The 24333-nt window shown below is 68.7% G+C and carries 20 protein-coding genes and 1 tRNA gene; 13 read left to right on the forward strand and 8 right to left on the reverse strand.

Features of this window, described 5'->3' with window-relative positions:
- Positions 1 to 33: 33 nt before the first annotated feature.
- Positions 34 to 894, forward strand: coding sequence for an SDR family oxidoreductase (locus AC5WS7_RS27750; protein WP_495957758.1), 861 nt, complete (start codon positions 34 to 36; stop codon positions 892 to 894).
- 353 nt (positions 895 to 1247) lie between these two features.
- Here the strand turns inward: AC5WS7_RS27750 and soxR are convergent, their stop codons facing one another.
- On the reverse strand, positions 1248 to 1769 hold the full coding sequence (gene soxR / locus AC5WS7_RS27755; protein ID WP_495957537.1) for a redox-sensitive transcriptional activator SoxR: 522 nt from the start codon (positions 1767 to 1769) through the stop codon (positions 1248 to 1250).
- A 124-nt stretch (positions 1770 to 1893) separates the two neighbouring features.
- On the opposite strand from soxR, the gene AC5WS7_RS27760 reads away from it, so the two are divergent.
- The 3 genes from AC5WS7_RS27760 (at position 1894) to AC5WS7_RS27770 (ending at position 4688) form a co-directional block, all read left to right on the forward strand.
- A complete protein-coding gene (locus AC5WS7_RS27760) occupies positions 1894 to 3123 on the forward strand; it encodes an arginine deiminase (RefSeq protein ID WP_495957538.1) in 1230 nt (409 codons plus the stop codon).
- Positions 3124 to 3130: 7 nt separating this feature from the next.
- Positions 3131 to 3487: a GntR family transcriptional regulator gene (locus AC5WS7_RS27765; RefSeq protein ID WP_040827954.1), complete on the forward strand. Its 357-nt coding sequence runs from the start codon at positions 3131 to 3133 to the stop codon at positions 3485 to 3487.
- 142 nt (positions 3488 to 3629) lie between these two features.
- A complete protein-coding gene (locus AC5WS7_RS27770; protein WP_495957539.1) occupies positions 3630 to 4688 on the forward strand; it encodes a CHASE3 domain-containing protein in 1059 nt (352 codons plus the stop codon).
- Between the two features lie 55 nt (positions 4689 to 4743).
- Here AC5WS7_RS27770 and AC5WS7_RS27775 read toward each other — a convergent pair whose 3' ends face one another.
- Complete coding sequence (locus tag AC5WS7_RS27775; RefSeq protein ID WP_495957540.1) at positions 4744 to 6324, reverse strand: dolichyl-phosphate-mannose--protein mannosyltransferase; 1581 nt, start codon at positions 6322 to 6324, stop codon at positions 4744 to 4746.
- 69 nt (positions 6325 to 6393) lie between these two features.
- On the opposite strand from AC5WS7_RS27775, the gene rsmI reads away from it, so the two are divergent.
- On the forward strand, positions 6394 to 7212 hold the full coding sequence (gene rsmI, locus AC5WS7_RS27780) for a 16S rRNA (cytidine(1402)-2'-O)-methyltransferase (RefSeq protein ID WP_495957759.1): 819 nt from the start codon (positions 6394 to 6396) through the stop codon (positions 7210 to 7212).
- A gap of 284 nt (positions 7213 to 7496) precedes the next feature.
- Here rsmI and metG read toward each other — a convergent pair whose 3' ends face one another.
- On the reverse strand, positions 7497 to 9056 hold the full coding sequence (gene metG, locus AC5WS7_RS27785; RefSeq protein ID WP_495957541.1) for a methionine--tRNA ligase: 1560 nt from the start codon (positions 9054 to 9056) through the stop codon (positions 7497 to 7499).
- Positions 9057 to 9114: 58 nt separating this feature from the next.
- On the opposite strand from metG, the gene AC5WS7_RS27790 reads away from it, so the two are divergent.
- Both AC5WS7_RS27790 and AC5WS7_RS27795 read left to right on the forward strand, forming a co-directional pair.
- Positions 9115 to 9948: a TatD family hydrolase gene (locus AC5WS7_RS27790; protein WP_495957542.1), complete on the forward strand. Its 834-nt coding sequence runs from the start codon at positions 9115 to 9117 to the stop codon at positions 9946 to 9948.
- Between the two features lie 204 nt (positions 9949 to 10152).
- On the forward strand, positions 10153 to 11280 hold the full coding sequence (locus tag AC5WS7_RS27795) for a resuscitation-promoting factor (protein WP_495957543.1): 1128 nt from the start codon (positions 10153 to 10155) through the stop codon (positions 11278 to 11280).
- A 203-nt stretch (positions 11281 to 11483) separates the two neighbouring features.
- Here the strand turns inward: AC5WS7_RS27795 and AC5WS7_RS27800 are convergent, their stop codons facing one another.
- Entirely contained in the window at positions 11484 to 12251 is a 768-nt protein-coding gene (locus AC5WS7_RS27800; protein WP_495957760.1) for an SDR family NAD(P)-dependent oxidoreductase, read from the reverse strand.
- A gap of 186 nt (positions 12252 to 12437) precedes the next feature.
- Between AC5WS7_RS27800 and AC5WS7_RS27805 the strand changes: the two genes are divergently transcribed.
- Positions 12438 to 13595, forward strand: a complete 1158-nt coding sequence (locus AC5WS7_RS27805; RefSeq protein WP_495957544.1) for a lipase family protein — start codon at positions 12438 to 12440, stop codon at positions 13593 to 13595.
- Positions 13596 to 14184: 589 nt separating this feature from the next.
- Positions 14185 to 15066 (forward strand): 16S rRNA (adenine(1518)-N(6)/adenine(1519)-N(6))-dimethyltransferase RsmA, encoded by an 882-nt coding sequence (gene rsmA, locus AC5WS7_RS27810; protein WP_495957545.1) that lies wholly within the window; start codon positions 14185 to 14187, stop codon positions 15064 to 15066.
- A gap of 94 nt (positions 15067 to 15160) precedes the next feature.
- Here the strand turns inward: rsmA and AC5WS7_RS27815 are convergent, their stop codons facing one another.
- A complete protein-coding gene (locus AC5WS7_RS27815; protein ID WP_495957546.1) occupies positions 15161 to 17482 on the reverse strand; it encodes a heavy metal translocating P-type ATPase in 2322 nt (773 codons plus the stop codon).
- 82 nt (positions 17483 to 17564) lie between these two features.
- Complete coding sequence (locus AC5WS7_RS27820) at positions 17565 to 17771, reverse strand: heavy-metal-associated domain-containing protein (protein WP_495957547.1); 207 nt, start codon at positions 17769 to 17771, stop codon at positions 17565 to 17567.
- A 170-nt stretch (positions 17772 to 17941) separates the two neighbouring features.
- On the opposite strand from AC5WS7_RS27820, the gene AC5WS7_RS27825 reads away from it, so the two are divergent.
- The 3 genes from AC5WS7_RS27825 to AC5WS7_RS27835 all read left to right on the forward strand — a co-directional run bounded on the left by AC5WS7_RS27825 (position 17942) and on the right by AC5WS7_RS27835 (position 21072).
- The gene (locus AC5WS7_RS27825; RefSeq protein ID WP_495957548.1) at positions 17942 to 18862 is read left to right on the forward strand and encodes a 4-(cytidine 5'-diphospho)-2-C-methyl-D-erythritol kinase; all 921 of its coding nucleotides are present in this window, start codon (positions 17942 to 17944) and stop codon (positions 18860 to 18862) included.
- A gap of 79 nt (positions 18863 to 18941) precedes the next feature.
- A tRNA-Met gene (locus AC5WS7_RS27830) sits at positions 18942 to 19015 on the forward strand.
- 236 nt (positions 19016 to 19251) lie between these two features.
- Complete coding sequence (locus tag AC5WS7_RS27835) at positions 19252 to 21072, forward strand: ABC-F family ATP-binding cassette domain-containing protein (protein ID WP_495957549.1); 1821 nt, start codon at positions 19252 to 19254, stop codon at positions 21070 to 21072.
- 12 nt (positions 21073 to 21084) lie between these two features.
- Here the strand turns inward: AC5WS7_RS27835 and AC5WS7_RS27840 are convergent, their stop codons facing one another.
- Together AC5WS7_RS27840 and AC5WS7_RS27845 are read right to left on the reverse strand one after the other, a co-directional pair.
- Positions 21085 to 21825, reverse strand: a complete 741-nt coding sequence (locus tag AC5WS7_RS27840) for an Abi-alpha family protein (protein ID WP_495957550.1) — start codon at positions 21823 to 21825, stop codon at positions 21085 to 21087.
- On the reverse strand, positions 21816 to 23138 hold the full coding sequence (locus AC5WS7_RS27845) for a hypothetical protein (protein ID WP_495957551.1): 1323 nt from the start codon (positions 23136 to 23138) through the stop codon (positions 21816 to 21818). The genes AC5WS7_RS27840 and AC5WS7_RS27845 overlap by 10 nt, the downstream gene beginning before the upstream one ends.
- A 274-nt stretch (positions 23139 to 23412) precedes the next feature.
- Between AC5WS7_RS27845 and AC5WS7_RS27850 the strand changes: the two genes are divergently transcribed.
- The gene (locus AC5WS7_RS27850; RefSeq protein WP_495957552.1) at positions 23413 to 24315 is read left to right on the forward strand and encodes an Abi-alpha family protein; all 903 of its coding nucleotides are present in this window, start codon (positions 23413 to 23415) and stop codon (positions 24313 to 24315) included.
- The last annotated feature ends 18 nt before the right edge of the window (positions 24316 to 24333 follow it).

A 24333-nucleotide genomic window follows, 5' to 3' on the forward strand; every position in this document is an offset into this window, starting at 1 on the left:
ACGAAGCATTGAAGGAACGGTGTGCACGATCGCCTGAAATCCGTGAGCGGTAAGAATGTCCTGATCACCGGTGCCGCCAGTGGTATCGGCCGGGCGACGGCGCTGGCCGCCGCACGGGAGGGCGCACAGCTGGTGCTGACCGATATCGACGCCGACGGGCTGGCGGATACGGTTCGGGCCATCGGCGACGGCGGCGGCAAGGTGCTGCTCTCCGAGGCCCTGGACCTCACCGATTACGACGCGGTCACCGCTTTCGCCGCCGAGGTGCACGATCGGCACGGCAGTCTCGACGTGGTGATGAACATCGCCGGGACCTCGGCCTGGGGCACGGTGGAGAATCTCGAGCATCGGCACTGGCGGCGGATGGTCGATGTCAATCTGATGGGCCCGATCCACGTCATCGAGAATTTCGTGCCGCCGATGGTGCGGGCCGGACGCGGCGGCGCGCTGGTGAACGTGTCCTCGGCCGCGGGCCTGCTGGCCCTCCCGTGGCACGCGGCCTACAGCGCGTCCAAGTTCGGTGTGCGCGGGCTGTCGGAGGTACTGCGTTTCGATCTGGCGCGGCACGGGATCTCGGTGCGCCTGGTCGTGCCCGGCGCGGTGGACACGCCGCTGGTGCGCACTGTGGAGATCGCCGGGGTGAATCGCGACGATCCGCGAATCCAACGGTATATCAAGCAGTTTCAGCGCCATGCCAAGACGCCCGAGCAGGTGGCCGCGATCATCCTGCGCGGGATCGAGCGCAACAGTTTCCTGGTGCACACCTCGTTCGACGTGCGATTCGGGTACTGGTGGGCGCGAAAGTTCGCCTGGCCGTACGAGATCGTGATGCGCCGGGCCAACGACGGGTTCAACAGCATCTACGAACGCGTCGGTCGCGGGGACGCGCGGTAATTTCGGCCGCCGCTCCGGCGGTTCGCGGCCCTCGAAGTCTCACCGCTCGGCCCTGTGTCGGGCACTCGTTCCTCGCACCCGCCACGCGCCCGATCGGCGGGACGGGCCGCGAACTGTGTCTGATCGTCTCCGCTCCGGCATGTTCGCGGCCCGGGGGTCTCACCGCTCGGCCCTGTGTCGGGCGCTTGTTCCTCGCACCCGGCACGCGCCCGATGGGCGGGACGGGCCGCGAACTGTGTCCGATTGCCTCCGCCCGGCATTTTCGCGGCCTTGCGGGTCTCACCGTTCTAACCGTGGTGTTGGCCTTGTCCGGGGCGGGTGTCCGGGCGTTGTGCTCGTGGTATCGAGGTCGCTCAGGCGCCGGCTTGCTCGCCGCAGGCTTCGGTGTGCTCGTCGCAGGACGGGCCGCATTCGCTGTTCAGGTTGACGTCCAGCACCCGCGCGCCCGGCCCGTGGTCGCCGAGCCGGTCGTGGAAGTTGACGATGCGGCAGCTGGCCAGGGACAGGCAGCCGCAGCCGATGCAGCTGCTGACGCTGTCACGCAGGCGGACCAGCTGTTCGATGCGTTGATCGAGATCCTGCCGCCAGATCGTGGACAGCCGTTCCCAGTCCTTGCGATTGGGGGTGCGGCTCTCCGGTAGGGTGTGTAGTGCCTCGCGAATCTCGCTGAGCGGTATGCCGACTCGCTGCGAGATGCGGATGAAGGCGACTCGGCGCAACGTCTCCCGTGGATACCGGCGTTGATTGCCGCTCGTGCGGCGGCTGCTGATGAGGCCCTCGCGTTCGTAGAAATGCAGCGCAGACACCGCGACTCCACTACGTTCGGACAGTTGCCCGGGGGTCAGCTCCTTGGCCTGCCAGGTGGTGTGCTGCATACCTCAACAATACTCGAGGTATACGGCGTCCGGCCCGGAATCGCGCGGGTGATTCCACCCGCTGTCGCAGCACCCGCCCAGCCAATTCCGTGCCAATGACGCTGTGGCCTACTACGGTCGAATCATGGGAACCGATGGTGTGCCGGAGGGGCGACCGTTTTCCGTGACATCCGAGGTCGGGACGCTGCGTTCGGTACTGCTGCATCGGCCCGGCGACGAACTGCGGCGGCTCACCCCGCGCAACAACGACCAGTTGCTGTTCGATGCCATCCCGTGGGTGGAGCGGGCGCAGCAGGAGCACGACATCTTCGTCGAGGTGCTGCGCGGGCGCGGCGTCGAGGTGCTGCTGCTGGCGGACCTGCTGACCGACACCCTCGCCGTCAGCGGTGCGGGCCGCAGCATGGGCATCGCCTCGGCGGTGGACGCGCGCCGGATCGGATTCGCCCTCGCCGAGGAGCTCAAGGCTCATCTGCGCGGAGTGCCCGCGCCGGAACTGGCCCGAATCCTCATGGCGGGAATGACATTCGACGAACTGCCCTTCGCGCCCGACGCCACCTCGCTGGTGCGGCGCATGCATCACGGCACCGATTTCGTCATCGATCCGCTGCCGAATCTGCTGTTCACCCGGGACTCCTCGTTCTGGGTCGGCCGCAAGGTGGCCATCACCTCGCTCGCGCTGCCGGCTCGCGCCCGCGAGACCACCCTCACCGATCTGATCTACGCCTTCCATCCGCGGTTCCTGGGCGTGCGCCGGGCGTACGAATCGCATACCGCGCCGATGGAGGGTGGTGACGTCCTGCTGCTCGCTCCGGGCGTGGTGGCCATCGGCGTGGGGGAGCGCACCTCGCCCGCGGGCGCGGAAGCGTTGGCGCGCAGCCTTTTCGAGGACAATCTCGCCCACACCGTGCTGGTCGTGCCGATCGCGCAGAACCGTGCCACCATGCATCTGGACACCGTCTGCACGATGGTCGACTCCGATGCGGTGGTGATGTATCCGGCGGTGCGGGATTCGTTGCGCGCCTTCACTATCGCCGTCCGCGACGACGGTTCGGTGGATATGCGCGGACCCGAGCCGTTCCTCCCGGCCGCCGCCGAGGCGATGGGGATCGGCAAACTGCGCGTCATCGATACCGGTCTGGATGGCATCACCGCCGAGCGGGAACAGTGGGACGATGGCAACAACACCCTGGCCCTCGCGCCCGGGGTGGTCGTGGCCTATGAACGCAACGAGAATACGAATGCCCGACTGGCCGACGCGGGGGTCGAAGTGCTCACGATCCCGGGTTCGGAACTGGGGTCCGGCCGGGGCGGCCCGCGCTGCCTGTCCTGCCCGCTGGCCCGGGACGAAATGTAGAGGCGCCATGGATATCCCGGTCGACCACCATTCGGCGGTCCCACCCTACGAACAGCTCCGGCAGGGCATCGTCGCCCGCGTCCGCTCGGGCGAGCTGACCGCCGGAACCAAGATCCCGACCGTGCGAGCCCTCGCCGTCCAACTGGGCCTGGCCCCCAACACCGTCGCCCGCGCCTACCGCGAACTGGAACAGGACGGCGTCCTGGAGACCCGGGGCCGCCTCGGCTCCTTCATCGCCTCCTCCGGCGACCCTACCCAGGATGCCGCGGGCCGCGCCGCCACCGACTACGTCGCCGTCATCCGGCGGCTGGGCCTCGACGACGAGGCCGCGTTGCGCTATGTCCGGGCGGCCCTGGCGGAATAGTCCGGCCTGTTCGCTGCCGGGCGCCCTATTGCCCGGCGATCCGGCTCGTCGGAGAATCGAGGGCAAGATCATCGGCCCCGGTACGTTCCGGGTGTCGTATTGGTTCTGCTGCGATCGGCGGTGATCGGTCTTGCTGATTCGAATGTCGATACTGCGAGTCTTCTCGGCGATCATCGTGACGATCGTGCTGCTGTTCGGGGTATCCGCCGCGTCGGCCGTGGCGAGCAGCGTGGTCGCCGGCCGCGCGGTGAACGACCTGAACGACCGGGTGTTCGTGGCGCAGCGGTCCGCACTGGCGTTGTTGCGCGCCTATGTCAATCAGGAGACCGGGCAACGCGGTTTCCTGCTGACCGGTGACCCGGTATTTCTCCAGCCCTATACGCAGGGGCGGGCCGACGCCGCGCAGGCGCAGGACCGGCTGCGGCAGGTTCTGCGCGGTGACGCCCATGCCATGGCGGCACTGGATGCCGTAACGGCCGCCGCGAACGCCTGGGAGACGACGGCCGCCCAACCGGAGATCGCCGCTCGAACGACCGGCCCGGTGCCCGAGGGGCAGATCGAGTCCATGGCACTGCAGGGTAAAGGGCTGTTCGACACCCTGCGCGCCGAGATGACCCGGCTGCAGGCGGCGACCAACGATATGGCCACACGCCAACTGCAGCGGGTGTCCTCCACGCAGCGGATCGCCAGGATCGCGACCTACGTCTCGATCGCGCTGCTGCTGGTGATCGTGGCGACGGCCTTCACGCTGCTGCCGCGACTGGTGAACCGGCCCGTCACCCGTCTGATCGAGCAACTGCGGGCAGTGTCGGACGGGAACTACGCCCTCGAGATCGAACGGAACGGGCCGCGCGAGATCGCCGCGATCGCCGACGCGGTCAATCACATGCGCGCCAGCCTCCTCGCGAGCATCGATCACCGGGTGGCCGCGGAGAACGCGCTGACCCTGTACGACGAGCATGCCCGGATGGCCGCCGACCTGCACGACCGCACGATCAACCGGGTGTTCGGGCTCGGGCTCCTGCTCGCCTCGGTGGCGAGCCGGCACCCCCTCATCCGGTCGAAGGTGGAGCCACTGATCGCCGAGACCGACGAGATCATCAGCGAATTGCGCACGGTCATCTTCGACTTGAGCCGATCCGCGAATTCCGCACCCGGGGCAGACGACCGGCCCTCGAGCCTGGATCGTGACCCGCACTGACCGAAACCGCGGCGACGCACCCGTCCGCCCTCGACCGGCCGGGCGGCGCCGGTTCTCAGCGCCAGCTGGGCAGCAGCAGGTGGTTGTGCCAGCTGTCCACCGTGATCGGCAGGGCGGTCATGATGGGCCAGAGCCATGCGTAGTTCGCTATCACGATGGCGACGTAGAGGCTGACCAGGAGCAGGCCCAGGCTCTGGCGTTCGCTGGTGAGCAGGAAGCGGTGGCCGTTGGGGGCGCGGGCGAAGGGGGCGGGGCCGAGGATCTCGCCGAGGGCGATGGCCAGGCCCATCACCAGGAACGGGGCCATCGGAACGGCGTAGAAGAAGTACATCTGGCGATCCAGGTCCATGAACCAGGGCAGCAGACCGGCCAGGTAGCCGACCAGCATCGCGGCATAACGCCAGTCGAACCGGGTCACCGTGCGCCACAGCGCCCAGGCCAGCATGGGCAGCGACAGCCACCACATGGCGGGTGTGCCGATCAGCATGACCGCCTTCACGCACACCGACTGGCCGCAGCCGGAGACGCCGTTGTCGGCGTAGTAGTACAGCATCGGCCGCAGGCCCATCGGCCACGACCACGGCTTGGACTCCCACGGATGATGATTGCCGGCCGAATTGGTCAGTCCCTCATGGAATTTCAGCGATTCGCCCTGGTTGTGCCAGAGCGAGCGGAGTGCGTCGGGTATCCAGGACCAGGTTCCGCCCGTGCCGATCGCGTTGCCGACCGCGTAGCGGTCGTAACCGTCCTCGCTGGCGAACCACATGCCCCAGGTGCCCAGATAGACCAGCAGCGCGATCGCGACCAGGGCGTACAGCGCCGGGATCACATCGCGCACGATGGTGCCGACCCACGGCCGCACCACCCCGTAGGCGCGCCGCGCGGCCACGTCGAAGAACACCGACAGCAGCCCGAACGCGATGATGTAGTACAGCCCCGACCACTTCACACCGGTCGACATGCCCAGCAGCAGGCCCGCGCCGAACCGCCACCACCGCACGCCCAGCCGCGGACCCCACTGGCCCAGGGCGATGCGGCCCTCGGCGTCGGCGCGCGCGAGACGTTCGCGCACCACGTCGCGGTCGACGATCAGACAGCCGAACGCGGCGAGCACGAATCCGGCCTGGAAGATGTCCAGCATGCCGATGCGTGAGGACACGAACGTGACGCCGTCGCAGATCAGCAGGATCCCGGCGATCGCGCCGACCAGCGTGGAGCGCGTCATCCGGCGGGTGATGCGGATGACCAGCAGCACGATCACCGATCCGAACACCGCCGCCGCGAACCGCCAGCCGAGCGGTGAATAACCGAACAGCGCCTCGCCGAGCCCGATCATCTGCTTGCCGACCGGCGGATGCACCACCAGGCCGAAACCGGGATTGTCCTCGATGCCGCCGCCGGTGACCATCTGCCAGGCCTGCGGTGCGTAATGCTTCTCGTCGAAGACGGGCGTGCCCGCATCGGTCGGATAGTTCAGCATCGTGAACCGGGTGATCGCCGCGATCGCGGTCAGGAATGCGGTGACGATCCAGCCGCGGGCGCGATCGAGCGGGCCGAAATCGGCGGATGGGCGCCGCGGCGCCGGACTCGAGGGGCCCGCACCGAGCGGCGGTCGCACGTCCGTCAGCTGGGTCACGCAGACGAGTCTAGGTGGGGTGGGGCCTAGGGTGACGGAGTGGATACCAGTGTGGGCACCGGGCGGTTGATGCTGGCGGCGACGCCGATGGGGGAGATCGGCGATGCCTCACAACGGCTGCGCGACGCCCTCGGTTCGGCCGATGTCGTCGCCGCGGAGGACACTCGCCGCACCCGCGCGCTGGCCAAGGCGCTCGGCGTGGAGATCACCGGACGGGTGGTGAGTTTCTACGATCACGTCGAGGCCGCCCGCATTCCGGCACTGCTGGAGGAAATCGCAAGTGGGCGAACGGTTCTGCTGGTCACCGACGCGGGCATGCCGTCGGTGAGCGATCCCGGCTACCGGATGGTCGCGGCCTGTGTCGAGCGGGATCTGCCGGTGACCTGTCTGCCCGGCCCGTCCGCGGTGACGACCGCGCTGGCCCTGTCCGGACTGCCGATGGAACGTTTCTGCTTCGACGGCTTCGCCCCCCGCAAGAGCGGACCGCGCAAACAGTGGCTGACCAGTCTCGTCGCCGAGCCGCGCGCCGTCGTCTTCTTCGAGGCCCCGCACCGCCTGGCCGCCTGCCTGGCCGATGCCGTCGAGGTGCTCGGCCCGTCCCGCCGCGCCGCGGTCTGCCGCGAGCTGACCAAAACCTACGAGGAGGTCGTGCGCGGCACCCTGGCCGAACTCGCGGACTGGGCCGAAGTGGGGGCGCGCGGCGAGATCACCGTCGTCCTGGAGGGCGCGCAACCGGTGCCGGCCGAACCCGCCGACCTCGTGGACCGAGTGGAAGCCCTTGTCGCCAAGGGACTTCGACTCAAGGATGCCTGCGGGGAAGTCGCCGCCGCCAACGGTGTCTCGCGCAAGGAGCTCTACGACGCGGTTCTGGCTGCCCGTTCGAGCTGATCGGCCCGGCCGAGGTGCGAGCCCGCCTTCGCATACCGGGAGCCGACGGGCACGCGGTGCTCGAACGCCTTGCAGGTGAGCGCATTCCGAGCGATCGGCCGGGGCTCGTGTCCCGACGCCCGGAACCGCTCGCCGCGCGCGACAGGTTGCGCCCTCGTCGTTGCGCGACTGAGAGTGCTTGTGCGGCAAAGCAATAGGGCGCAACCTGCGATGTCCGCGACTGCGCCCTACCGTTGGATGCCCGATGATGCTTCCGCGGGACGGCGTATCGCCGCCCGGACAGCTCACTCCTTGGGTTCGACGTATTTCGGGAAGACCGGTTCGGGGGCGGGCAGGGGTAGGCCCGCCTCGATCGGGGTGGCGAGGTCGGCGAAGGTGCGGCCGGTCTGGCCGAGCAGGTCCAGGATCCGGCCCGCCGAACCCGGAATGACGGGCTGGACCAGGATCGACACGATGCGCAGCACCTCGAGGGTCACGTACAGCACCGTCGCCTCGCGCGCCAGATCCTCCGGCGTGCCCGATTTGGCCAGGGCCCAGGGCTGCTGAGCGGAGAAGTAGCGGTTCGTCTCGCCGAGCGTCAGCCAGATCGCCTCGAGCGCGAGATGTATCTGCTGCTGGTCGAATTCGGCGCGGCAGCGCTCCAGCAGACCGTTCGCGCGGTCGAGCAGTTCGCGATCGTCGGCGGTGAATTCGCCGGGTGTGGGTACCGCCGAATTGCAGTCGCGGGCAATCATTTTCAGGCTGCGCTGAGCGAGATTGCCGTATTCGTTGGCCAGATCGGAGTTGATCCGCCCGACGATCGCCTCGTGGCTGTAGGACCCGTCCTGCCCGTAGGAGATCTCGCGCAGCAGGAAGAAGCGCACCGCGTCCAGGCCGTAGCCCTCGACCAGGGCGAGCGGGTCGACCACGTTGCCGACCGACTTGGACATCTTCTCGCCCTTGTTGTACAGGAACCCGTGCACGAATACGCGTTTGGGCAGTTCGATCCCGGCGGACAGCAGGAACGCGGGCCAGTACACCGTGTGGAAACGGGTGATGTCCTTGCCGATGATGTGCACGTCCGCGGGCCAGAACCGTTGGAACGCAGCGGAATCGGTGTTCGGGAACCCGGCGCCGGTGAGATAGTTGGTGAGCGCGTCCACCCATACGTACATCACGTGTGCCGGATCGCCTGGCACCGGGACGCCCCAGTCGAAGGTGGTCCGCGAGATCGACAGGTCCTTCAGCCCGGCCTTGACGTAGCTGACGATCTCGTTGCGCCGCGTCGCGGGCGCGATGAACTCCGGTCGCGTCTCGTACAGCTCGAGCAGCTGGTCCTGATACTTCGACAACCGGAAGAAGTAGTTCGACTCCTCGGTCCACTCCACCGGCGTGCGGGTCTCGCTCGACACTCGCGTGCCGTCGTCGAGGACCGTGGTCTCCTCGTCGGTGTAGAACGCCTCGTCGCGCACCGAGTACCAGCCCGCGTAGGTGTCCAGGTAGATGTCGCCGCGCGCCTGCATCCGCTCCCAGATCGCGACGGACGCGGCATGGTGATCCTCGTCGGTGGTCCGGATGAACCGGTCGAAGGAGATGTCCAGCGTCTTGTCCATGCGCTCGAACACGTCCGAGTTGCGCGAGGCGTACTCCTGCACCGGAACGCCCGCCGCACGCGCGGCCTGCTGCACCTTCTGGCCGTGCTCGTCGGTGCCGGTCATGAAGAACACCTCGTACCCGTCGAGGCGTTTGAACCGGGCCAGGGCGTCGGTCGAGATGTACTCGTAGGCGTGCCCGATGTGCGGCGCACCGTTCGGGTAGGCGATGGCCGTGGTGATGTAGAAGGCGGGGCGTGAGGATGCGCTCATGGTGGCTCTACTCTAATGCGCGTGCCTTCGACCCCTCGCGTGAATATCCCCCGCAGTCATGTCTAGCTCCAGGCCCGCACCCGAACCGCCCGAACCGCTCTCCCCGCTGGTGGACGCGCACACCCATCTCGACGCCTGCGGTGCGACCGATGCGGAATCGGTTGCCGCCATGGTGGATCGGGCCGCCGCGGTCGGCGTCGGGCGGGTCGTCACGATCGCCGACGACCTCGATGCCGCGCGCTTCGCGGTCCGTGCCGCGCACTGGGATTCGCGGGTGTACGCGGCGGTCGCACTGCATCCGACCCGCGCGAACGCCCTGGACGACGCGGCCATGCGCGAGTTGGAGACGCTGGCCGCCGATCCGCGCGTCGTCGCGGTCGGGGAGACCGGCCTGGACTACTACTGGCCGGGCAAACTCGACGGCTGCGCCGGGATCGAGGAGCAGGTCGAGGGCTTCCGCTGGCATATCGACCTGGCCAAACGGCTCGGCAAGCCGCTCATGATCCACAATCGCGAGGCCGACCACGACCTGCTGGCGGTGCTGCTGGACGAGGGCGCTCCCGAGACGGTGATCTTCCACTGCTTCTCCTCGGCCGCGAACATGGCCCTGGCCTGCGTGGAAGAGGGATATGTGCTGTCCTTCTCCGGCACGGTCAGCTTCAAGAACGCGCGCGAGTTGCGCGAGGCTGCCAAGCTCGTGCCCGACGAGCAGATCCTGGTCGAGACCGATGCGCCGTTCCTGACCCCGCACCCGTTCCGCGGTGCTCCGAACGAACCGTATTGCCTGCCGTACACCGTGCGCGCCCTGGCCGAGGCGCGCGGGCAGGATCCGGCCGAGCTGGCCCGGCAGACCACGGCGAACGCCGAACGCCTCTATCGCCTCGGCGACTGACCGCTACAGCACGATCAGTGGGATGTGTCACACCGACACGCCTCGAGATGCGCGATTGTGTCCGGTGTCACTACGATTGCGACACCTGTTACACCCCAGCGTTGTCGATATTGCTTCGTGATCTGGAAATCGCCTGGTCGGCTACATGTAGCGACCGGGCCCTGACCTGCTCGTTATCGTATTGTGACCATGCCGGAGCTTCGGATGTCCGCACTAGCGCGGATCAACTCGTCACGATCGCCGATGCTCTACACGGCGATCGCCGCGCTGTTGATCACTTTGATCCTGGGCGCGGCTCTGGCCATCATCGACCGCAAGACGATCACCATCGTCGTCGACGGGCATGCGACGACGTTGACGACCATGGCGGGCAGCGTGCGCGGTGTGCTGAAATCCGCGGGCTACCGGATCGGCGGTCATGACGCGGTGACCCCGGCCGCCGCCTCCACCGTCGCGAACGGCGCCACCATCACCTTCGACCGCGGACGCCAGGTCTCCATGGTGGTCGACGGCACCCCGCAGATGGCGTGGACCACCGCCAGCACCGTCTCCGACGCGTTGTCCCAGCTGAAGATCCCCGACGACGTATTCGTCTCGCCGTCCCGCCCGACCTCGCTACCGCTGAACGGCGGAACGCTCTCGATCACCAGCCCGCACACCGTGCTGCTCGCCGACAACGGCCGCAAGGCGAAGTACGTGCGGCTCGCCGCGCCGACGGTGGGTCAGTTGCTGCAGGTGCAGGGTGTGCCGCTGGTCGAACAGGATTCGGTCGAGCCCGCCGCGAGCACCCCGCTGACCGACGGGATGACCGTCACCGTGACCCGCAAGCGGATCGTGAACCGGGTCGAACGGGTGCCGTTGCCGCCGACGGAGAAGGACGTCGACGATGTGACCCTGAATATGGATCGCACGGTCGTGGAAAATCCCGGCAAGCCCGGCGTGCAGGACGTGACGTATGCGGTGTCCATCGTGAACGGCGTCGTCGCGGGGAAGAACCAGGTCTCCAGCACGGTCGTCGTCCCGTCGCAGCCCAAGACCATCCGCAAGGGCGCCAAACCGGGCACCGAGGTGCCGCCCGTCCGCGACGGTGCGATCTGGGACGCGCTGGCCAAATGCGAATCCGGTGGTAACTGGGCGATCAACACCGGCAACGGCTACTTCGGCGGCGTCCAGTTCGATCAGAACACCTGGGCGCGCCAGGGTGGCCTGAAATACGCCCCGCGTCCCGACCTGGCGACCCGCAACGAGCAGATCGCCATCGCCGAGAAGACCCGCGCCCGCCAGGGCTGGGGCGCCTGGCCCACCTGCACCAGCCGCCTGGGCATCGGGTGACTGTATTTTCTGCCTCCGCTTCGCTGCGGCGTGTTCGCGGCCCCCGAAGGTCTCACCGCTCGGCCCCGTGTCGGGCACTCGTTCCTCGCACCCGCCACGCGTCCGACCGGCGAGACGGGCCGCGAACCTGTTGTCGGCGTTGTCCGGGGCCGGTGGAACCAGGTGGGTCGGATACTGTGAGTGATCCTGTCGAGTGATGGGGCCTACATCAAAGCCCCGCCGTCGACGCGGATCTCGCTGCCGGTGATGTAGCGGCCTTCTTCGGAGGCGACCATGGCGACGACGCCGGCGATGTCCTTCGGGTCGCCGAGGGCGCCGTTGTTGAGCCAGCCGGTGAGGCGGGCCATCAGGTTCCAGTCGGCGTCGGGCGGCAGTTGCAGGCCCGAGGTGATGCCGGTGTTGATGCCGCCGGGCACGATGTTCACCGCGCGCAGACCGTGTTTGACGTATTCCAGTGCGAGCGAGTGGGTCAGCGCGTTCACGCCGCCCTTCGAGGCGGAATAGGCGGCCATGTAGGGATTCGAGCCGAAGGCCGCGGTGGAGGAGAAGTTCACGATCACCGGGTGGTCGGCCTCGATCAGGCGCGGCAGCACCGCCTGGCACATCAGGAAGGTGCCGGTGAGATTTACGCCGATGACCCGGTTCCACTCCTCGAACGGCATCTCGTGGGTGTGTGCGCTGCGCATGATGCCCGCCGCGTTTACCAGCACGTCGATCCCGTCGAGGGTGTCGAGCGCTGCCGCGCAGCCCGCGCGGACCGATTCGGGGTCGGCGATGTCGATGCGGGCGGTGTGCAGCCGATCGCGGTCGGCGGCCGCCGCTGCCTCCGCGGTTTCCTTCAGGCCGGTCTCGGCGATGTCGGCGGCCACCAGCGTGGCGCCCTCGGCGAGCAGTCGCAGGGCGACGCTCCGCCCGATACCCGAACCCGCACCCGTGACGATGATCCGACGTCCCTCATGCCTGCGCTGCATTGTGTGCCAACCTCTCGACCACGGGTGAGCCGCACCGTTTTCGATGCGATCAGTCAGAAAACTAGAACCTGTATCAGTCTGAGTCAATGCGCCGAAACGACACGCCGGGAGTTCCACAATGGCTGAGTACGAGCGATCGCTACGATCGCCCCGGACTTTGTCCGGTGCGACGGTGAGGGGTTCGGGATGCGGTGGCGGGGCTGGGGACGGCTGATCGGTGCGGGCGCGGTCGCGGTGAGCGCGGTGTGGACGATGACCACGCCCGCGCACGCCGCCGTGCCGGGGAGCGTCGTCGACGTACTTCCGCAGGCCGCCGGCTGGCGGGGCATTCCCGGCGGTTCCGTCGTCGACTACTGGATGACCGGGTCGGGCGGAACGCCGCAGCGGGCCAGCGGGGCACTGTTCGTCCCGCCCGGCCGCGCACCGGCGGGCGGGTGGCCGATCATGGCCTACGACCACGGCACCTCCGGACTGGGGCCGGGCTGTGGCGGGCAGAGCGCCGCGACGAGCACGCCCGGACAGCAGGACGACAACCGCGTCGTGCGGTACTTCCTGGACGAGGGATTCGCGGTCGTGGCGCCGGATTATCTCGGCCTGGGCCGCTTTCGCACCGGCCCGCACCCGTATCTGGAGCTGAGCACCGAGGCCACCGCCACCATCGATCTGGTCCGGGCGGCCCGTGCGTCGCATCCGGAGCTGTCCCGCAGCTGGGCCGTCATCGGTGGGTCGCAGGGCGGCCAGGCGGCCCTCGGGGCCGCGCACCTACAGCATTCCTATGCGCCCGAGCTGGATTTCCGCGGCACGATCACCCTCGATCCGGAATCCGATCTCGAGTCCGTCCTGCCCGTGGCCGGCCCGTGGGTACCGAACGTCAAGGGGGTCAGCGACACCGGGACGACCGCGTTCATCGCGATGGTCCTGGTCGGGCTGCGTGAGACGCATCCCGAGGTCGAGGTGAACAGCTATCTGAGCCCGCGCGGCCGCACCCTCGTCGACGGCATCGGGGATCTGTGCCTGGGCGCCATCATGCGTCGCGCGAACGGCGCCACGGTCGGTGATCTGCTCTCCCGCCAGTTGACCACCGATCTCCTGCGCACCGCACTCGTCTCGTACATGGCCGTGCCCACCAGCGGATACGACGCCCCGATCCTGCTGCTCACCAACGCGAACGACACCACGGTCCCCGCCCCGCTGCACGCCACCCTCGCCGCGCAGCTGGCCGCCGGCGGCGTCGACTTCCGAACAATCGTCGGCCGGGGTAGCCACTGCCAGATGAACCCCGAGATGTGGTCTGCCATAAACGATTTCGCCGCCCGTATCAAGTCGGCCCCGACCCGGCCGTAACCGTTCGCCCTCCGGCATCGGCAGTTCCGGCCGAGTGGCCCGGAGCCGCGGGTAGCCGGGTCATCGCGGGCGCTGCCCTCGATGGGTGGCTGTTGGACGGGCATTGCGTGCTTTCGGGGCGTGGTCGGTGGGGTGTGTGTGAGTTCATTGGGTGGGTGTTGGACGCGCGCTGCGTGCTTTCCGGATCGTGGTCGGTCGGACGCGCATGAAGGTGAGTTCGATGGGCGGGGTTGAACGGGGGTCTTCGCGTCGGCGTTGTCCGATTCGCTGGTCACGGTAACGGCGACGGTCTCGATGACTCTGCGGCTGCCGCTGGATTCCGGCCGGTGGATGAGTGTGCACGCGCCCGGCGATGAGCGGCGGGTTGAGCCTGGGGGCGGTCTTCGATGCCCGGCTGCCGTCCGGACCTTGCTTGCTTCGGGGGCGCGGCCGGTTGGATGCGCGTGAGTGCGGCCGCTGATGGCGGGTGAGCGCGGGACCTTGCTTCGGCGTGAGTTCGATCAGCGGACGCGGCGATCCGGGTGGTCCGTGCGGCGGTGAGCGGGGCGGATGCGGGGTGTCGGGGCCGGTGCTTGGTAGGTTGACGGGCGTGTCCGAATCAGAGGTCGTTGCCCGTGGTCAGGCCGGATTGCTCGGTCCGGCCGAGGTGCGGGTGCTGGCGGAGCGGTTCGGGGTGCGGCCGACCAAACAGCTGGGGCAGAACTTCGTGCACGATGCGAATACCGTGCGGCGGATCGTGGCGGCCGCCGGGGTCGGGCGCGATGACGTGGTGCTCGAGGTCGGCCCGGGCCTGGGTTCGCTGACGCTGGCGCTGCTGGACGTGGTGGACCGCGTGGTCGCGGTGGAGATCGATCCGGTTCTGGCGCAACATCTTCCGGAGACCGTCGCCGATCGGGCGGCAGAGCTGGCGGATCGGCTCTCGGTGGTGCGGGCCGATGCGCTGCGGGTGCGCGCGGCGGAGCTGCCCGCGCGGCCGACCGCGCTGGTCGCGAATCTGCCGTACAACGTCGCGGTGCCGGTGCTGCTGCATCTGCTGGCCGAATTGCCCGGTATCACAACGGCTCTGGTGATGGTGCAGGCCGAGGTCGCCGACCGGCTCGCCGCCGAACCGGGCTCCCGGATCTACGGCGTGCCGAGCGTGAAGGCCGGCTTCTTCGGCACCGTTCGCCGGGCGGGATCTGTTGGGCGGCAGGTGTTCTGGCCGGTTCCGCAGGTCGAGTCCGGGCTGGTCCGGATCGATCGTTTCGCGCGGCCGCCGTGGCCTGTGGACGCGGACCACCGCACCCGGGTCTTCGAGGTCGTCGACGCGGCATTCGCCCAGCGCCGCAAGACCTTACGTGCCGCACTCGGCGGCTGGGCGGGCTCGCCCGCGGAGGCCGAACGCCGTCTGCTCGCCGCGGGCATCGCCCCCACGGCCCGCGGCGAAACTCTCGACACGGCCGCTTTCGTCCGCCTGGCGAACCAGGGCTGATCACTCGGCAAGCGGACGACGAAGGTGACCGAGCGTCGTATCGGCCCGGCTCCGTTGTCGTGTCACCCATGACATTCGTGACGTGCGCTCTCACTCACCCCGCACGGCGCGAGCCTTCGAGCGACGTTCGCGGCCGGCTCGGGGCCGCGAACACGCCGGAGCGAAGCGGAGGCCAATTACGCAGCCGCAGGCTGTTGCTCACCACGAAGACGCTGGACAACGCCATGGCCGCGCCCGCGAGCATCGGATTGAGCAGCCCGGCCGCGGCCAGCGGGATGGCGGCGACGTTGTAACCGAAGGCCCAGAACAGATTTCCCTTGATGGTGCGCAGGGTCCCGCGCGAGAGCCGGATGGCGGTGCCGACGGTCCGCAGGTCGCCGCGCACCAGCGTGATGTCGCCGGCCTCGATCGCGACGTCCGTGCCGGTGCCCATGGCCAGGCCCAGATCGGCCTGGGCGAGCGCGGCCGCGTCGTTGACGCCGTCACCGACCATCGCCACCACCTTGCCCTGATCCTGCAACCGCTTCACCACGTCGAGTTTGTCGCTGGGCAGAACCTCGGCGATGACCTCCTCGATGCCCACCTGATCTGCGACCGCGCGGGCGGCGGCGGCGTTGTCGCCGGTCAGCAGGACCGGGGTCAGGCCGAGAGTGCGCATATCGGCGATGGCGTCGGCGCTGGTCGGTTTGACCGCGTCGGCGATGACCAGGACGCCGCGGGCCGCGCCGTCCCAGGCGACCACGATCGCGGTCCGCTCGGCCGATTCGGCCTCGGTCTTGGCCTCGGCCAACGCCTCGGGCAGCGCGATCGACCAGTCGTCCAGCAGTTCGGTGCGACCGATCACCACCGCTCGCTCACCGACCAGGCCCTGGACGCCCTTACCGCCGTGACCGACGAACTGCCGCACCGGATCCGGGCTCAGCCCCCGATCGGCCGCGCCGGCCACGACCGCCCGCGCCACGGGATGTTCCGAGCCGTGCTCCACCGCCGCGGCCACCGTCAGCAGCTCGTCGGGATCGGTGCCTTCGGCCGCGATCACCTCGGCGAGCGTCATCGTGCCGGTGGTGACGGTGCCGGTCTTGTCCAGTACGACGGTGTCGACCCGCCGCGTGGATTCGAGCACATGCGGGCCCTTGATCAGAACGCCGAGCTGCGCGCCGCGGCCGGTGCCGACCAGCAGTGCGGTGGGCGTGGCGAGTCCGAGCGCGCACGGGCAGGCGATGATCAGCACCGCGACCGCGGCTCCGAAGGCCACCGCGACCGGTGCGCCGGTGACCAGCCAGCCGATCAGCGTGGCCGCGGCGATGGCGAGCACGATCGGCACGAAGATCCCGGCGACGCGGTCGGCGAGCCGCTGCACCGGAGCCTTGCCGGTCTGTGCTTGCTCGACCAGCGCGGCCATCTGCGCCAGCTGGGTGTCCGCGCCGACGCGGGTCGCGCGCACGGTCAGCATGCCGCCCGCGTTCACCGTCGCGCCGACCACGTGATCGCCGGGCGCGACCTCCACCGGCACCGATTCGCCGGTGAGCATGCTCATATCGATGGCCGAATTGCCTTCCACCACAACGCCGTCGGTGGCGACCTTCTCGCCGGGGCGGACGAGGAACACCTCGCCGGACCGCAATTCACCCACCGGAACGCGGATTTCGGCGCCGGACCCGCCCGCAGCGCCCGGCCGCAGCACGGACACCTCCTTCGCGCCCATCTCCAGCAGCGCCCGCAGTGCGGACCCGGCGCGCTCCTTCGCGCGCGTTTCGAAATACCTTCCGGCCAAAAGGAATACGATGACCCCCGCGGCCACCTCGAAGTAGATGTTCGAGGCCGCGGCGCCGCGCTCGACCGACAGGCTGAAATCGTGCCGCATCCCGGGCATTCCGGCGTCGCCGAAGAACAGGGCGTAGACCGACCAGCCGAAGGCGGCCAGGGTGCCCAGCGAGATCAGCGTGTCCATGGTGGCCACGCCGTGCCGGGCATTCGCCCAGGCCGCGCGGTGGAAGTCCGCGCCGCCCCAGAACACCACCGGCACGGCCAGCGCCAGCGAGAGCCATTGCCAATTGCGGAACTGCAGCGCCGGGACCATCGCCGACACGATGATCGGCACCGCGAGCGCGAGGGTGAGCAACAACCGGTTGCGCAGCCGAGCGACCGGAGACAGCGGCGAATCCTGCTGCGGCGCAGTGGCATCGACCGGCGCGTGCAGCTGTGCGGTGTACCCGGTGTCGACCACCCGCTCGATGAGTTGCGCCGGGCTCACCGAGTCCGGGAAGCTGACCGTCGCCTTCTCGGTGGCGTAGTTCACCGAGGCGGTGACGCCCTCGATCCGGTTGAGCTTCTTCTCGATCCGGGCCGCGCAGGACGCGCACGTCATCCCGCCGATCTCCAGTTCGATCGACCGCTCGGACACCGGTGCGCTCATCGCCGCGCCTCGTTCATGCTCGTGCTCTCCTGTCGTGATGGTTCTCGCACCGCGTGCCGCTTCGCGCCGCCGCGGGGTGTGGTCAGCTCGCGAGCTGGTATCCGGCCTCGTCGACCGCGGCGGCCACGGCGGCCTGGTCGACCGGACCGGCCGACTCCACCTGGACCCGTCCGCTGGCCAGGTCCACCTCGACGCCGGTGACGCCGTCGATCCGGCCGATTTCCTGCTGTACCGACGCCACGCAGTGGCCGCAGGTCATCCCGGTGACGGTGTAGGTGCTGCTCGCCATGGTCTCGACTCCTTCGAATCATACGGTGAGGGGGTATACCCGGACGACCCCGAAGATACCCCCTACGGGTATCGCGTGCAAGTGGTTCGAGCGGTGTGACCGGCGCGGCGGCGCGCTGGCGATAGCGCTGTGACCGCACATGTCGGCCGCGCCCATTACGCTTGGGGCTCGTGCTTTCTGTTGTACCCAGCCCCGTGGTCGTGCGGGCGTCCTCGAAGGTGAACCTGCACCTCGGGGTGGGTGACCTGCGTCCAGACGGGTATCACGAGCTCACCACCGTATTCCAGGCGCTGTCGCTGAGTGACGATATCGAGATCACTCCGGCCGCCTCGCTCTCGGTGCGGGTGAGCGGTGAGGGCGCCGAGCAGGTGCCGACCGATCGGATGAATCTGGTGTGGCAGGCCGCGGTGCGACTGGCCCACCGCGCCGGCCGCGCGCCACTGGTGGAGATCGCGATCCGCAAGGGTATCCCGGTCGCGGGCGGTATGGCGGGCGGCAGCGCCGACGCCGCCGCGGCGCTGGTCGGGTTGAACGAACTCTGGGATGTCGGCCTCACCCGCGACGAATTGGCCACGCTGGCCGCCAAACTGGGCAGCGACGTCCCGTTCGCGCTGTACGGCGGCACGGCGCTGGGCCGCGGCCGTGGGGAGAAGTTGCTTCCGGTGTTGTCGCGCAGCGCTTTTCACTGGGTATTGGCGCTGTCCCGGGACGGCCTGTCCACGCCGACGGTATTCCGCGAACTGGACCGCCTGCGCGAACAGGGTGATCCGCCCCGCCTGGGGGAGCCGCAGGCGTTGTTGCAGGCATTGGCCTCCGGTGATCCGGCCCAGCTGGCCCCGCTGCTCGGTAACGATCTGCAGGCCCCCGCGCTGTCCCTGCGACCCGATCTGCGCCGTACCCTGCGCGCGGGCACCGGTGCGGGCGCCCTCGCCGGTCTGGTCTCCGGCTCGGGTCCCACCTGCGCATTCCTGTGCGAGAGCGAGGAAGCCGCCATCGAGGTGGCCGCCGAATTGTCGGGAGCGGGCGTCTGCCGCAGTGTGCGCACCGCGAGCGGCCCGGTCCCGGGCGCCCGCGTCGTCGGCGAGCATTGAGCGCCGGTGCGGGGTATACCTGCTGGTCCAGGGGCGATTCGGTATTTGCGCGCAGCCTCGTGTAGTGTTGGAGACACGACGCGGGATGGAGCAGCTCGGTAGCTCGCTGGGCTCATAACCCAGAGGTCGCAGGTTCAAATCCTGTTCCCGCTACTAGCGAAAGTGGCTCGGAGGCAAAGCTTCCGGGCCACTTTCGTATCTGCGTGCCCGTGTGCTCCGGATGCGCTGCGCCGGTGCGCTCGGGGGGAGATCGGGGACTGAGCGGCGGCGTGAGAACATGAGGAGCTTGCCGAGCGCCCCGGGACGGGCTGCCACCGCGGCAGGCGATCCGATGACGAGCACACGCCACTCACACTGTTTGGCCTGAATACGGAGAGGCGGACGAGCCCATGGTGAACCTGGTCAACCTGGAACAGGTCGGCAAGAGTTTCGGGATCGAACCGCTGCTGGATCAGGTCTCCCTCGGTGTGCAGGAGGGCGAGCGGATCGGTGTCGTGGGCTTGAACGGCGGCGGTAAGACGACGCTGCTCGAGGTGATGACCGGCATCGAGGAGCCCGACAGCGGGCGGGTGAGCCGGATGAACGGGCTGCGGATGGCGGTGGTCACCCAGCGCGGCGCCCTGCCCGAGGACGCCACGGTCGGCGACGTGGTGCTCGCGGGCCTCGCCGACGCGGCGGCCGGTGGCGAACCCGTTGTGGCGGAACACGAATGGGCCGCCGATCCGCGTATTCGCAATGTCATCGAGGGGATCGGCATCGCCGGGCTGGGCATGGACGCCCCGGTCGCCAACCTCTCCGGCGGTGAACGGCGTCGCGTGGCGCTGGCCGCGGCCCTGGTGCGCGACCTGGACCTGCTTGTGCTGGACGAGCCCACCAACCACCTCGACGTCGAGGGAGTGCAGTGGCTGGCCGAACATCTGCTCGCCCGGCGCAGCGCGCTGGTGGTGGTCACGCACGATCGCTGGTTCCTGGACACCGTCGCCACCCGCACCTGGGAAGTGGTGGGCGGCAAGGTGGAAAGCTACGAGGGCGGCTACAACGACTGGATCTTCGCCCGCGCCGAACGCGCCCGCCAAGCCGACGCCACCGAAGCACGCCGCCGCAATCTGGCCCGCAAGGAACTGGCCTGGTTGCGTCGCGGGCCGCAGGCGCGCACGTCGAAACCGCGCTATCGGGTGGAGGCCGCCGAGGCGTTGATCGCCGACGTGCCCGCGCCGCGCGACAACGTGCAGCTGGCCGCCTTCGCCCGAAAACGGTTGGGGCGCGTGGTGATCGAACTCGAGGACGCGACGTTGACCACGCCCGACGGCCGCGAACTGGTGCACGATCTGACCTGGCGGCTGGCCCCGGGCGAGCGGGTCGGCCTGGTCGGGGTGAACGGTTCGGGCAAGACCACGCTCTTGCGTGCGCTCGCCGGTGACATCGACCCGGCGGCCGGCCGCAGGATTCAGGGGCAGACCATCCGAATCGGCTGGCTGCGTCAGGAACTCGACGATCTGCCGACGAATATGCGTGTGCTGGAAGCGGTATCCGATGTGGCCGAGCGAATCATGCTGGGCGACAAGGAGGTCAGCGCGGGCCAGTTGGCCGAGCGACTCGGCTTCACCCCGGCCAAACAACGCACCCCGGTCGGCGATCTGTCCGGCGGTGAGCGCCGGCGGCTGCAACTGACCCGCATCCTGATGAGCGAGCCGAACGTCCTGCTGCTCGACGAGCCCACCAACGACCTGGACATCGACACCCTGCAGCAGCTCGAGGACCTGCTCGACGGCTGGGCGGGCACGCTGGTGGTGATCAGCCACGACCGCTACCTGATCGAGCGCATCTGCGATTCGACCTGGGCGCTGTTCGGTGACGGGAAACTCACCAATCTGCCCGGCGGCATCGAGGAGTACCTGCGTCGGCGCGCCGCGCTCGCCGCGCCCGGCCGGCCCGCGCCCGCCCAGCGCGACGCCACCGGCGGACCATCGAATTCCGCTGTGCCCGCAACGGATTCGGCCGCCTACCGAGCCGCGCGCAAGGAATTCGGCCGTCTGGAACGCGCGTTGGAGAAACTCACCGAGCGCGAACAGCGCCTGCACGACGCGCTCGCCGAGGCCGCGACGGATCCGGAGAAGCTGGTCACCCTCGGCGTCGAGCTGAAGCAGGTTCAGGCGGACAAGGAGTCGACCGAGGAACGCTGGCTCGAACTCGCCGACGAGGTCGGCTGAGCGCGGCCGGCGCTACAGTGCCTTGTCCACCGGCGGCACCGGCAGACAGCAGCCCACGAAATCTCCGCCGAATCCGGTGAGAACGATGCTGCAGTAACGGATCTTGGCACGTGGGCGGCTGCGCGACAGCAGCGCACGGGCCCGCGGCTGGGCCTCGAGCAGCTGGTAGCGGGCCGGATTGTCGAGTGGTTCGGTGGTGAAGCCGATCAGGCCCAGGCGGCTCAGATTGGTCAGATAGTGGGCGGTCCGGTCGGGGGAGTTCAGTGCCGCCTCCTCGCCGATCAGGTTGAGCCCCATCTCGATTCGTTGCGTTCCGGGGCTCAGCGCGCGGCCGGTGCGCACGTCCAGGGTGGGCTGCGGGCCGTCCAGGTACAGGAACCGCAGAATCCGCGCCTCGTCGGGCGCGAGCTCGGACAGGATGCGGGCATACGCCGGGTGATCACCCTCGCCGCTGTGCACCCGGGCCGAATGCCGGAGCAGTTCCGCACCGCGCTCACGCAGATTCGGGGCCGAGTCGGCGCCGGAATCCGCCTGCGGCGCGGAGATGCCCAGCGCCTGCCGGACCGATTCGCGCATCTGCTCGCCGGCCTCGCTGAGCAGCTCGCGCGGCGGGCGGCCCGCCATGCTGCCGCGCACGACGGTCCCGGTGATGTCCCGGGCGGTGTCCACGCTCCACGAGGTCGCTTCCGCCGCGGCCGATGCGGCCACCTGCACCAACCCGGCCGCGGCGCGCACGGGGTCGCTCAAAGCCATGTTCTCGCCACTTCCGTTCCGAAGATCAGAAGATGAGCGTAACCGGCCAGGAGCCCCAGCGCGCCGCCATGGACGAACAAAAGCCATTCGTCCTGTTTGATCGCCGCACGCAGCATATCCACGAAACTCGGCGGGGACAGCGCCGCCATCTGCTTGGCGATATATCGGCTGACCTGCGTACTCTGCTGCGCGTTGAAGGCCGGATCGGCGAACGCCGCCGGCGCCAGGCTCTTGGCCTTGTCCGCGAAGGAGTCCTGCAACGTCGCGTAGTCCCGAGTGCCCATCATGAACTTCACCGGCCCGCGCGCGGGGCCCAGGGCCTTGTCGGTGGCCGGGCGCAGGGTGTCCTCCAGGACCTGCATCGTGCGATCCGCGCGCGGCCCGTTCAACAGTTCGTCCCCGACGTTGGCGACCGTGATGATCTGGGTGGCAACCAATTCCGCGTACCCCTCGGTGATCTCGGACTGCCGCTTGATCAGCAGGCCCTGCCGCCACGGGCACCACCACTTCGGATAGGCGGGCGCGAAGATCATGTTCAGGCCGATCCAGTTCACCACCCAGCCGATCACCACCCCGCCCACCGGCAGCACCACCAGGGCGGACCAGTCGGTCAGATGCAGGATGGCCACCAGCACCACACCCATGGGCGCGCCGAAGTAGAAGCCGAAGTTCTGCATGAATCGCAGCTCCTTGGCTCCCAGCACCTGAAAGACCGTGTTGAGCAGCTGCGGCCGGGACTGGAAATAGCGGATCACCATCTGCTTGACGTCGAGCAACTGCTCGATATTGTCGCCCAGCTCGACGGTGAGATCGCGCAGCACCTCGGGCAATTGCTGGCGCACCCGTTCGTGCACCACCTCGCGGACCTGGGTGGGCAGGTTGTACCAGAGTTGAGGATGTTCCCGGATCGCGATTTCCTCGACGATGTCGCGGATCTGCCCCTGCGCCAACGTGGTCAAGTGTTCGGCCAGGGCGTCGGGCTCGAGTTCGCGATAGAAATCGCTGACGCTGCCCAGTTTCGACAGACCCTTGTCGACGGCGATGGACGCCATCTTGTCCGCGCGCGAGGGGACGATGCCCTGCCAGCCCATCCGCCCGTCGTAGCGCAGCAGCGGCAGCACCTGAATCCGCTTGGGCAGGAAGTGGAACAGCCATTTGAGGCCCGGCACCGAAATGCCGTGGAAGTAGATCGGCTTGAACAACATCAGGACGCCGGTCCAGTTGGTGATGTAGCCGATGATTCCCGTGAACAGCGGGATCGTGATCAGTTCCAACAGAATGGATGGGTGGATATGAAAATAGCTGCCTAGCACGACACCCTCCTGCAAAACCGTACCGGTGATCGCCGCCTCACCGGTACTCGAAGGTACCCGTCGGCATGGGGGACCTTACTGCGGAATTGCCGAGATGGTCGAATTTGCAGCCGGATGTGGTCCGTGGCGTCCGAAGTGGGAGACTTCTCGGTAGCCGGTCGTCGTGATTGCCCGGTAGTCTTCGCACGGCCCGCCGGGCCGAGGCGCCCGGTGACCGGGTGGTGGCGATAATCTGTGAGCGGTTTCGTTCACCTGGCGAGTTTCGGAGAAGGACGTGGCAGACGACAGGAGCGGACGCGACGTCGTCCGTCCGGGCCCCCGTTCCGTGGAACGCACCTCGGACGTGGAGCAGCGACAGATCAGCAATGAGGCCCGGCTCATCCGCGGGGTGTTCCGCGCGGCCGGGCTCGCCGCGGGGACGGCGGTGCGCGGCGGACAGTGGGCGGTCGGCACCACCTACGAGGTGACCCGGCAGATCACCCAGGCGGCCCTGGACGGGGAATCCTCGACCGAGATCGCCGAGCGCGCCGGGCAGGCGCTGCAGTCGGTCGCCCGCAGTGTGCTGGGCGTCACCGAGGGGTCGGTGCGCGAGATCGTCAGCTATGTGCCGACCGCGAACGGGCATACCCCGCAAGCCATTACCGGCGGTTACGTCCGTTCCACCACCATGGACGATCTGCGTCGGCGCGGCGATGCGCTGCTGGCCCGCTCGGCCGATGTGTACTTCACCGAGGAGGTCCACCCGGCCTACGACCGGATCCTCGATCAGCTCGCCCCCGACGAGGCCCGGATTCTGCGGTTCATGGCGCAGAACGGCCCGCAGCCCTCGGTGGACGTGCGCACCAACCGGCCCCTGGGCATCGGTTCGGAACTCGTCGCCGGTGATCTGACCTCGGTGCCCGAACAGGCCGGCGTGCGCTACCCGGACCGCTCCCGGCACTACCTGATCAACCTCAACCGCCTCGGCCTGCTGATGAACTCCGACGACCCGGTTCTGCTGAGCCGTTACATGGTGCTGGAGGTGCAGCCGATCGTCGAGACCGCCCTCAAAGCGGCCGGACGCGTCCCCAAGATCGTGCGAAAGAGCTTGCGCCTCACCGAATTCGGCGAGGATTTCTGCCGCACCTGCTTCACCCTCCCGGTGGAGGTCACCCCCACCCGGCCCACAGGCAAGTAGCCGGCCGCCCGCGGCACG

This window comes from Nocardia sp. PLKS1-43, from assembly GCF_059510335.1.

What these genes read in the sequence shown, in the direction of transcription:
- soxR (WP_495957537.1), bottom strand. Translation starts at nt 1,769, where the DNA reads ATGCAGCACACCACCTGGCAGGCCAAGGAGCTGACCCCCGGGCAACTG.
- AC5WS7_RS27760 (WP_495957538.1), top strand. Translation starts at nt 1,894, where the DNA reads ATGGGAACCGATGGTGTGCCGGAGGGGCGACCGTTTTCCGTGACATCC.
- AC5WS7_RS27765 (WP_040827954.1), top strand. Translation starts at nt 3,131, where the DNA reads ATGGATATCCCGGTCGACCACCATTCGGCGGTCCCACCCTACGAACAG.
- AC5WS7_RS27770 (WP_495957539.1), top strand. Translation starts at nt 3,630, where the DNA reads ATGTCGATACTGCGAGTCTTCTCGGCGATCATCGTGACGATCGTGCTG.
- rsmI (WP_495957759.1), top strand. Translation starts at nt 6,394, where the DNA reads ATGCTGGCGGCGACGCCGATGGGGGAGATCGGCGATGCCTCACAACGG.
- metG (WP_495957541.1), bottom strand. Translation starts at nt 9,056, where the DNA reads ATGAGCGCATCCTCACGCCCCGCCTTCTACATCACCACGGCCATCGCC.
- AC5WS7_RS27790 (WP_495957542.1), top strand. Translation starts at nt 9,115, where the DNA reads ATGTCTAGCTCCAGGCCCGCACCCGAACCGCCCGAACCGCTCTCCCCG.
- AC5WS7_RS27795 (WP_495957543.1), top strand. Translation starts at nt 10,153, where the DNA reads ATGTCCGCACTAGCGCGGATCAACTCGTCACGATCGCCGATGCTCTAC.
- AC5WS7_RS27800 (WP_495957760.1), bottom strand. Translation starts at nt 12,251, where the DNA reads ATGCAGCGCAGGCATGAGGGACGTCGGATCATCGTCACGGGTGCGGGT.
- AC5WS7_RS27805 (WP_495957544.1), top strand. Translation starts at nt 12,438, where the DNA reads ATGCGGTGGCGGGGCTGGGGACGGCTGATCGGTGCGGGCGCGGTCGCG.
- AC5WS7_RS27815 (WP_495957546.1), bottom strand. Translation starts at nt 17,482, where the DNA reads ATGAGCGCACCGGTGTCCGAGCGGTCGATCGAACTGGAGATCGGCGGG.
- AC5WS7_RS27820 (WP_495957547.1), bottom strand. Translation starts at nt 17,771, where the DNA reads ATGGCGAGCAGCACCTACACCGTCACCGGGATGACCTGCGGCCACTGC.
- AC5WS7_RS27835 (WP_495957549.1), top strand. Translation starts at nt 19,252, where the DNA reads ATGGTGAACCTGGTCAACCTGGAACAGGTCGGCAAGAGTTTCGGGATC.
- AC5WS7_RS27840 (WP_495957550.1), bottom strand. Translation starts at nt 21,825, where the DNA reads ATGGCTTTGAGCGACCCCGTGCGCGCCGCGGCCGGGTTGGTGCAGGTG.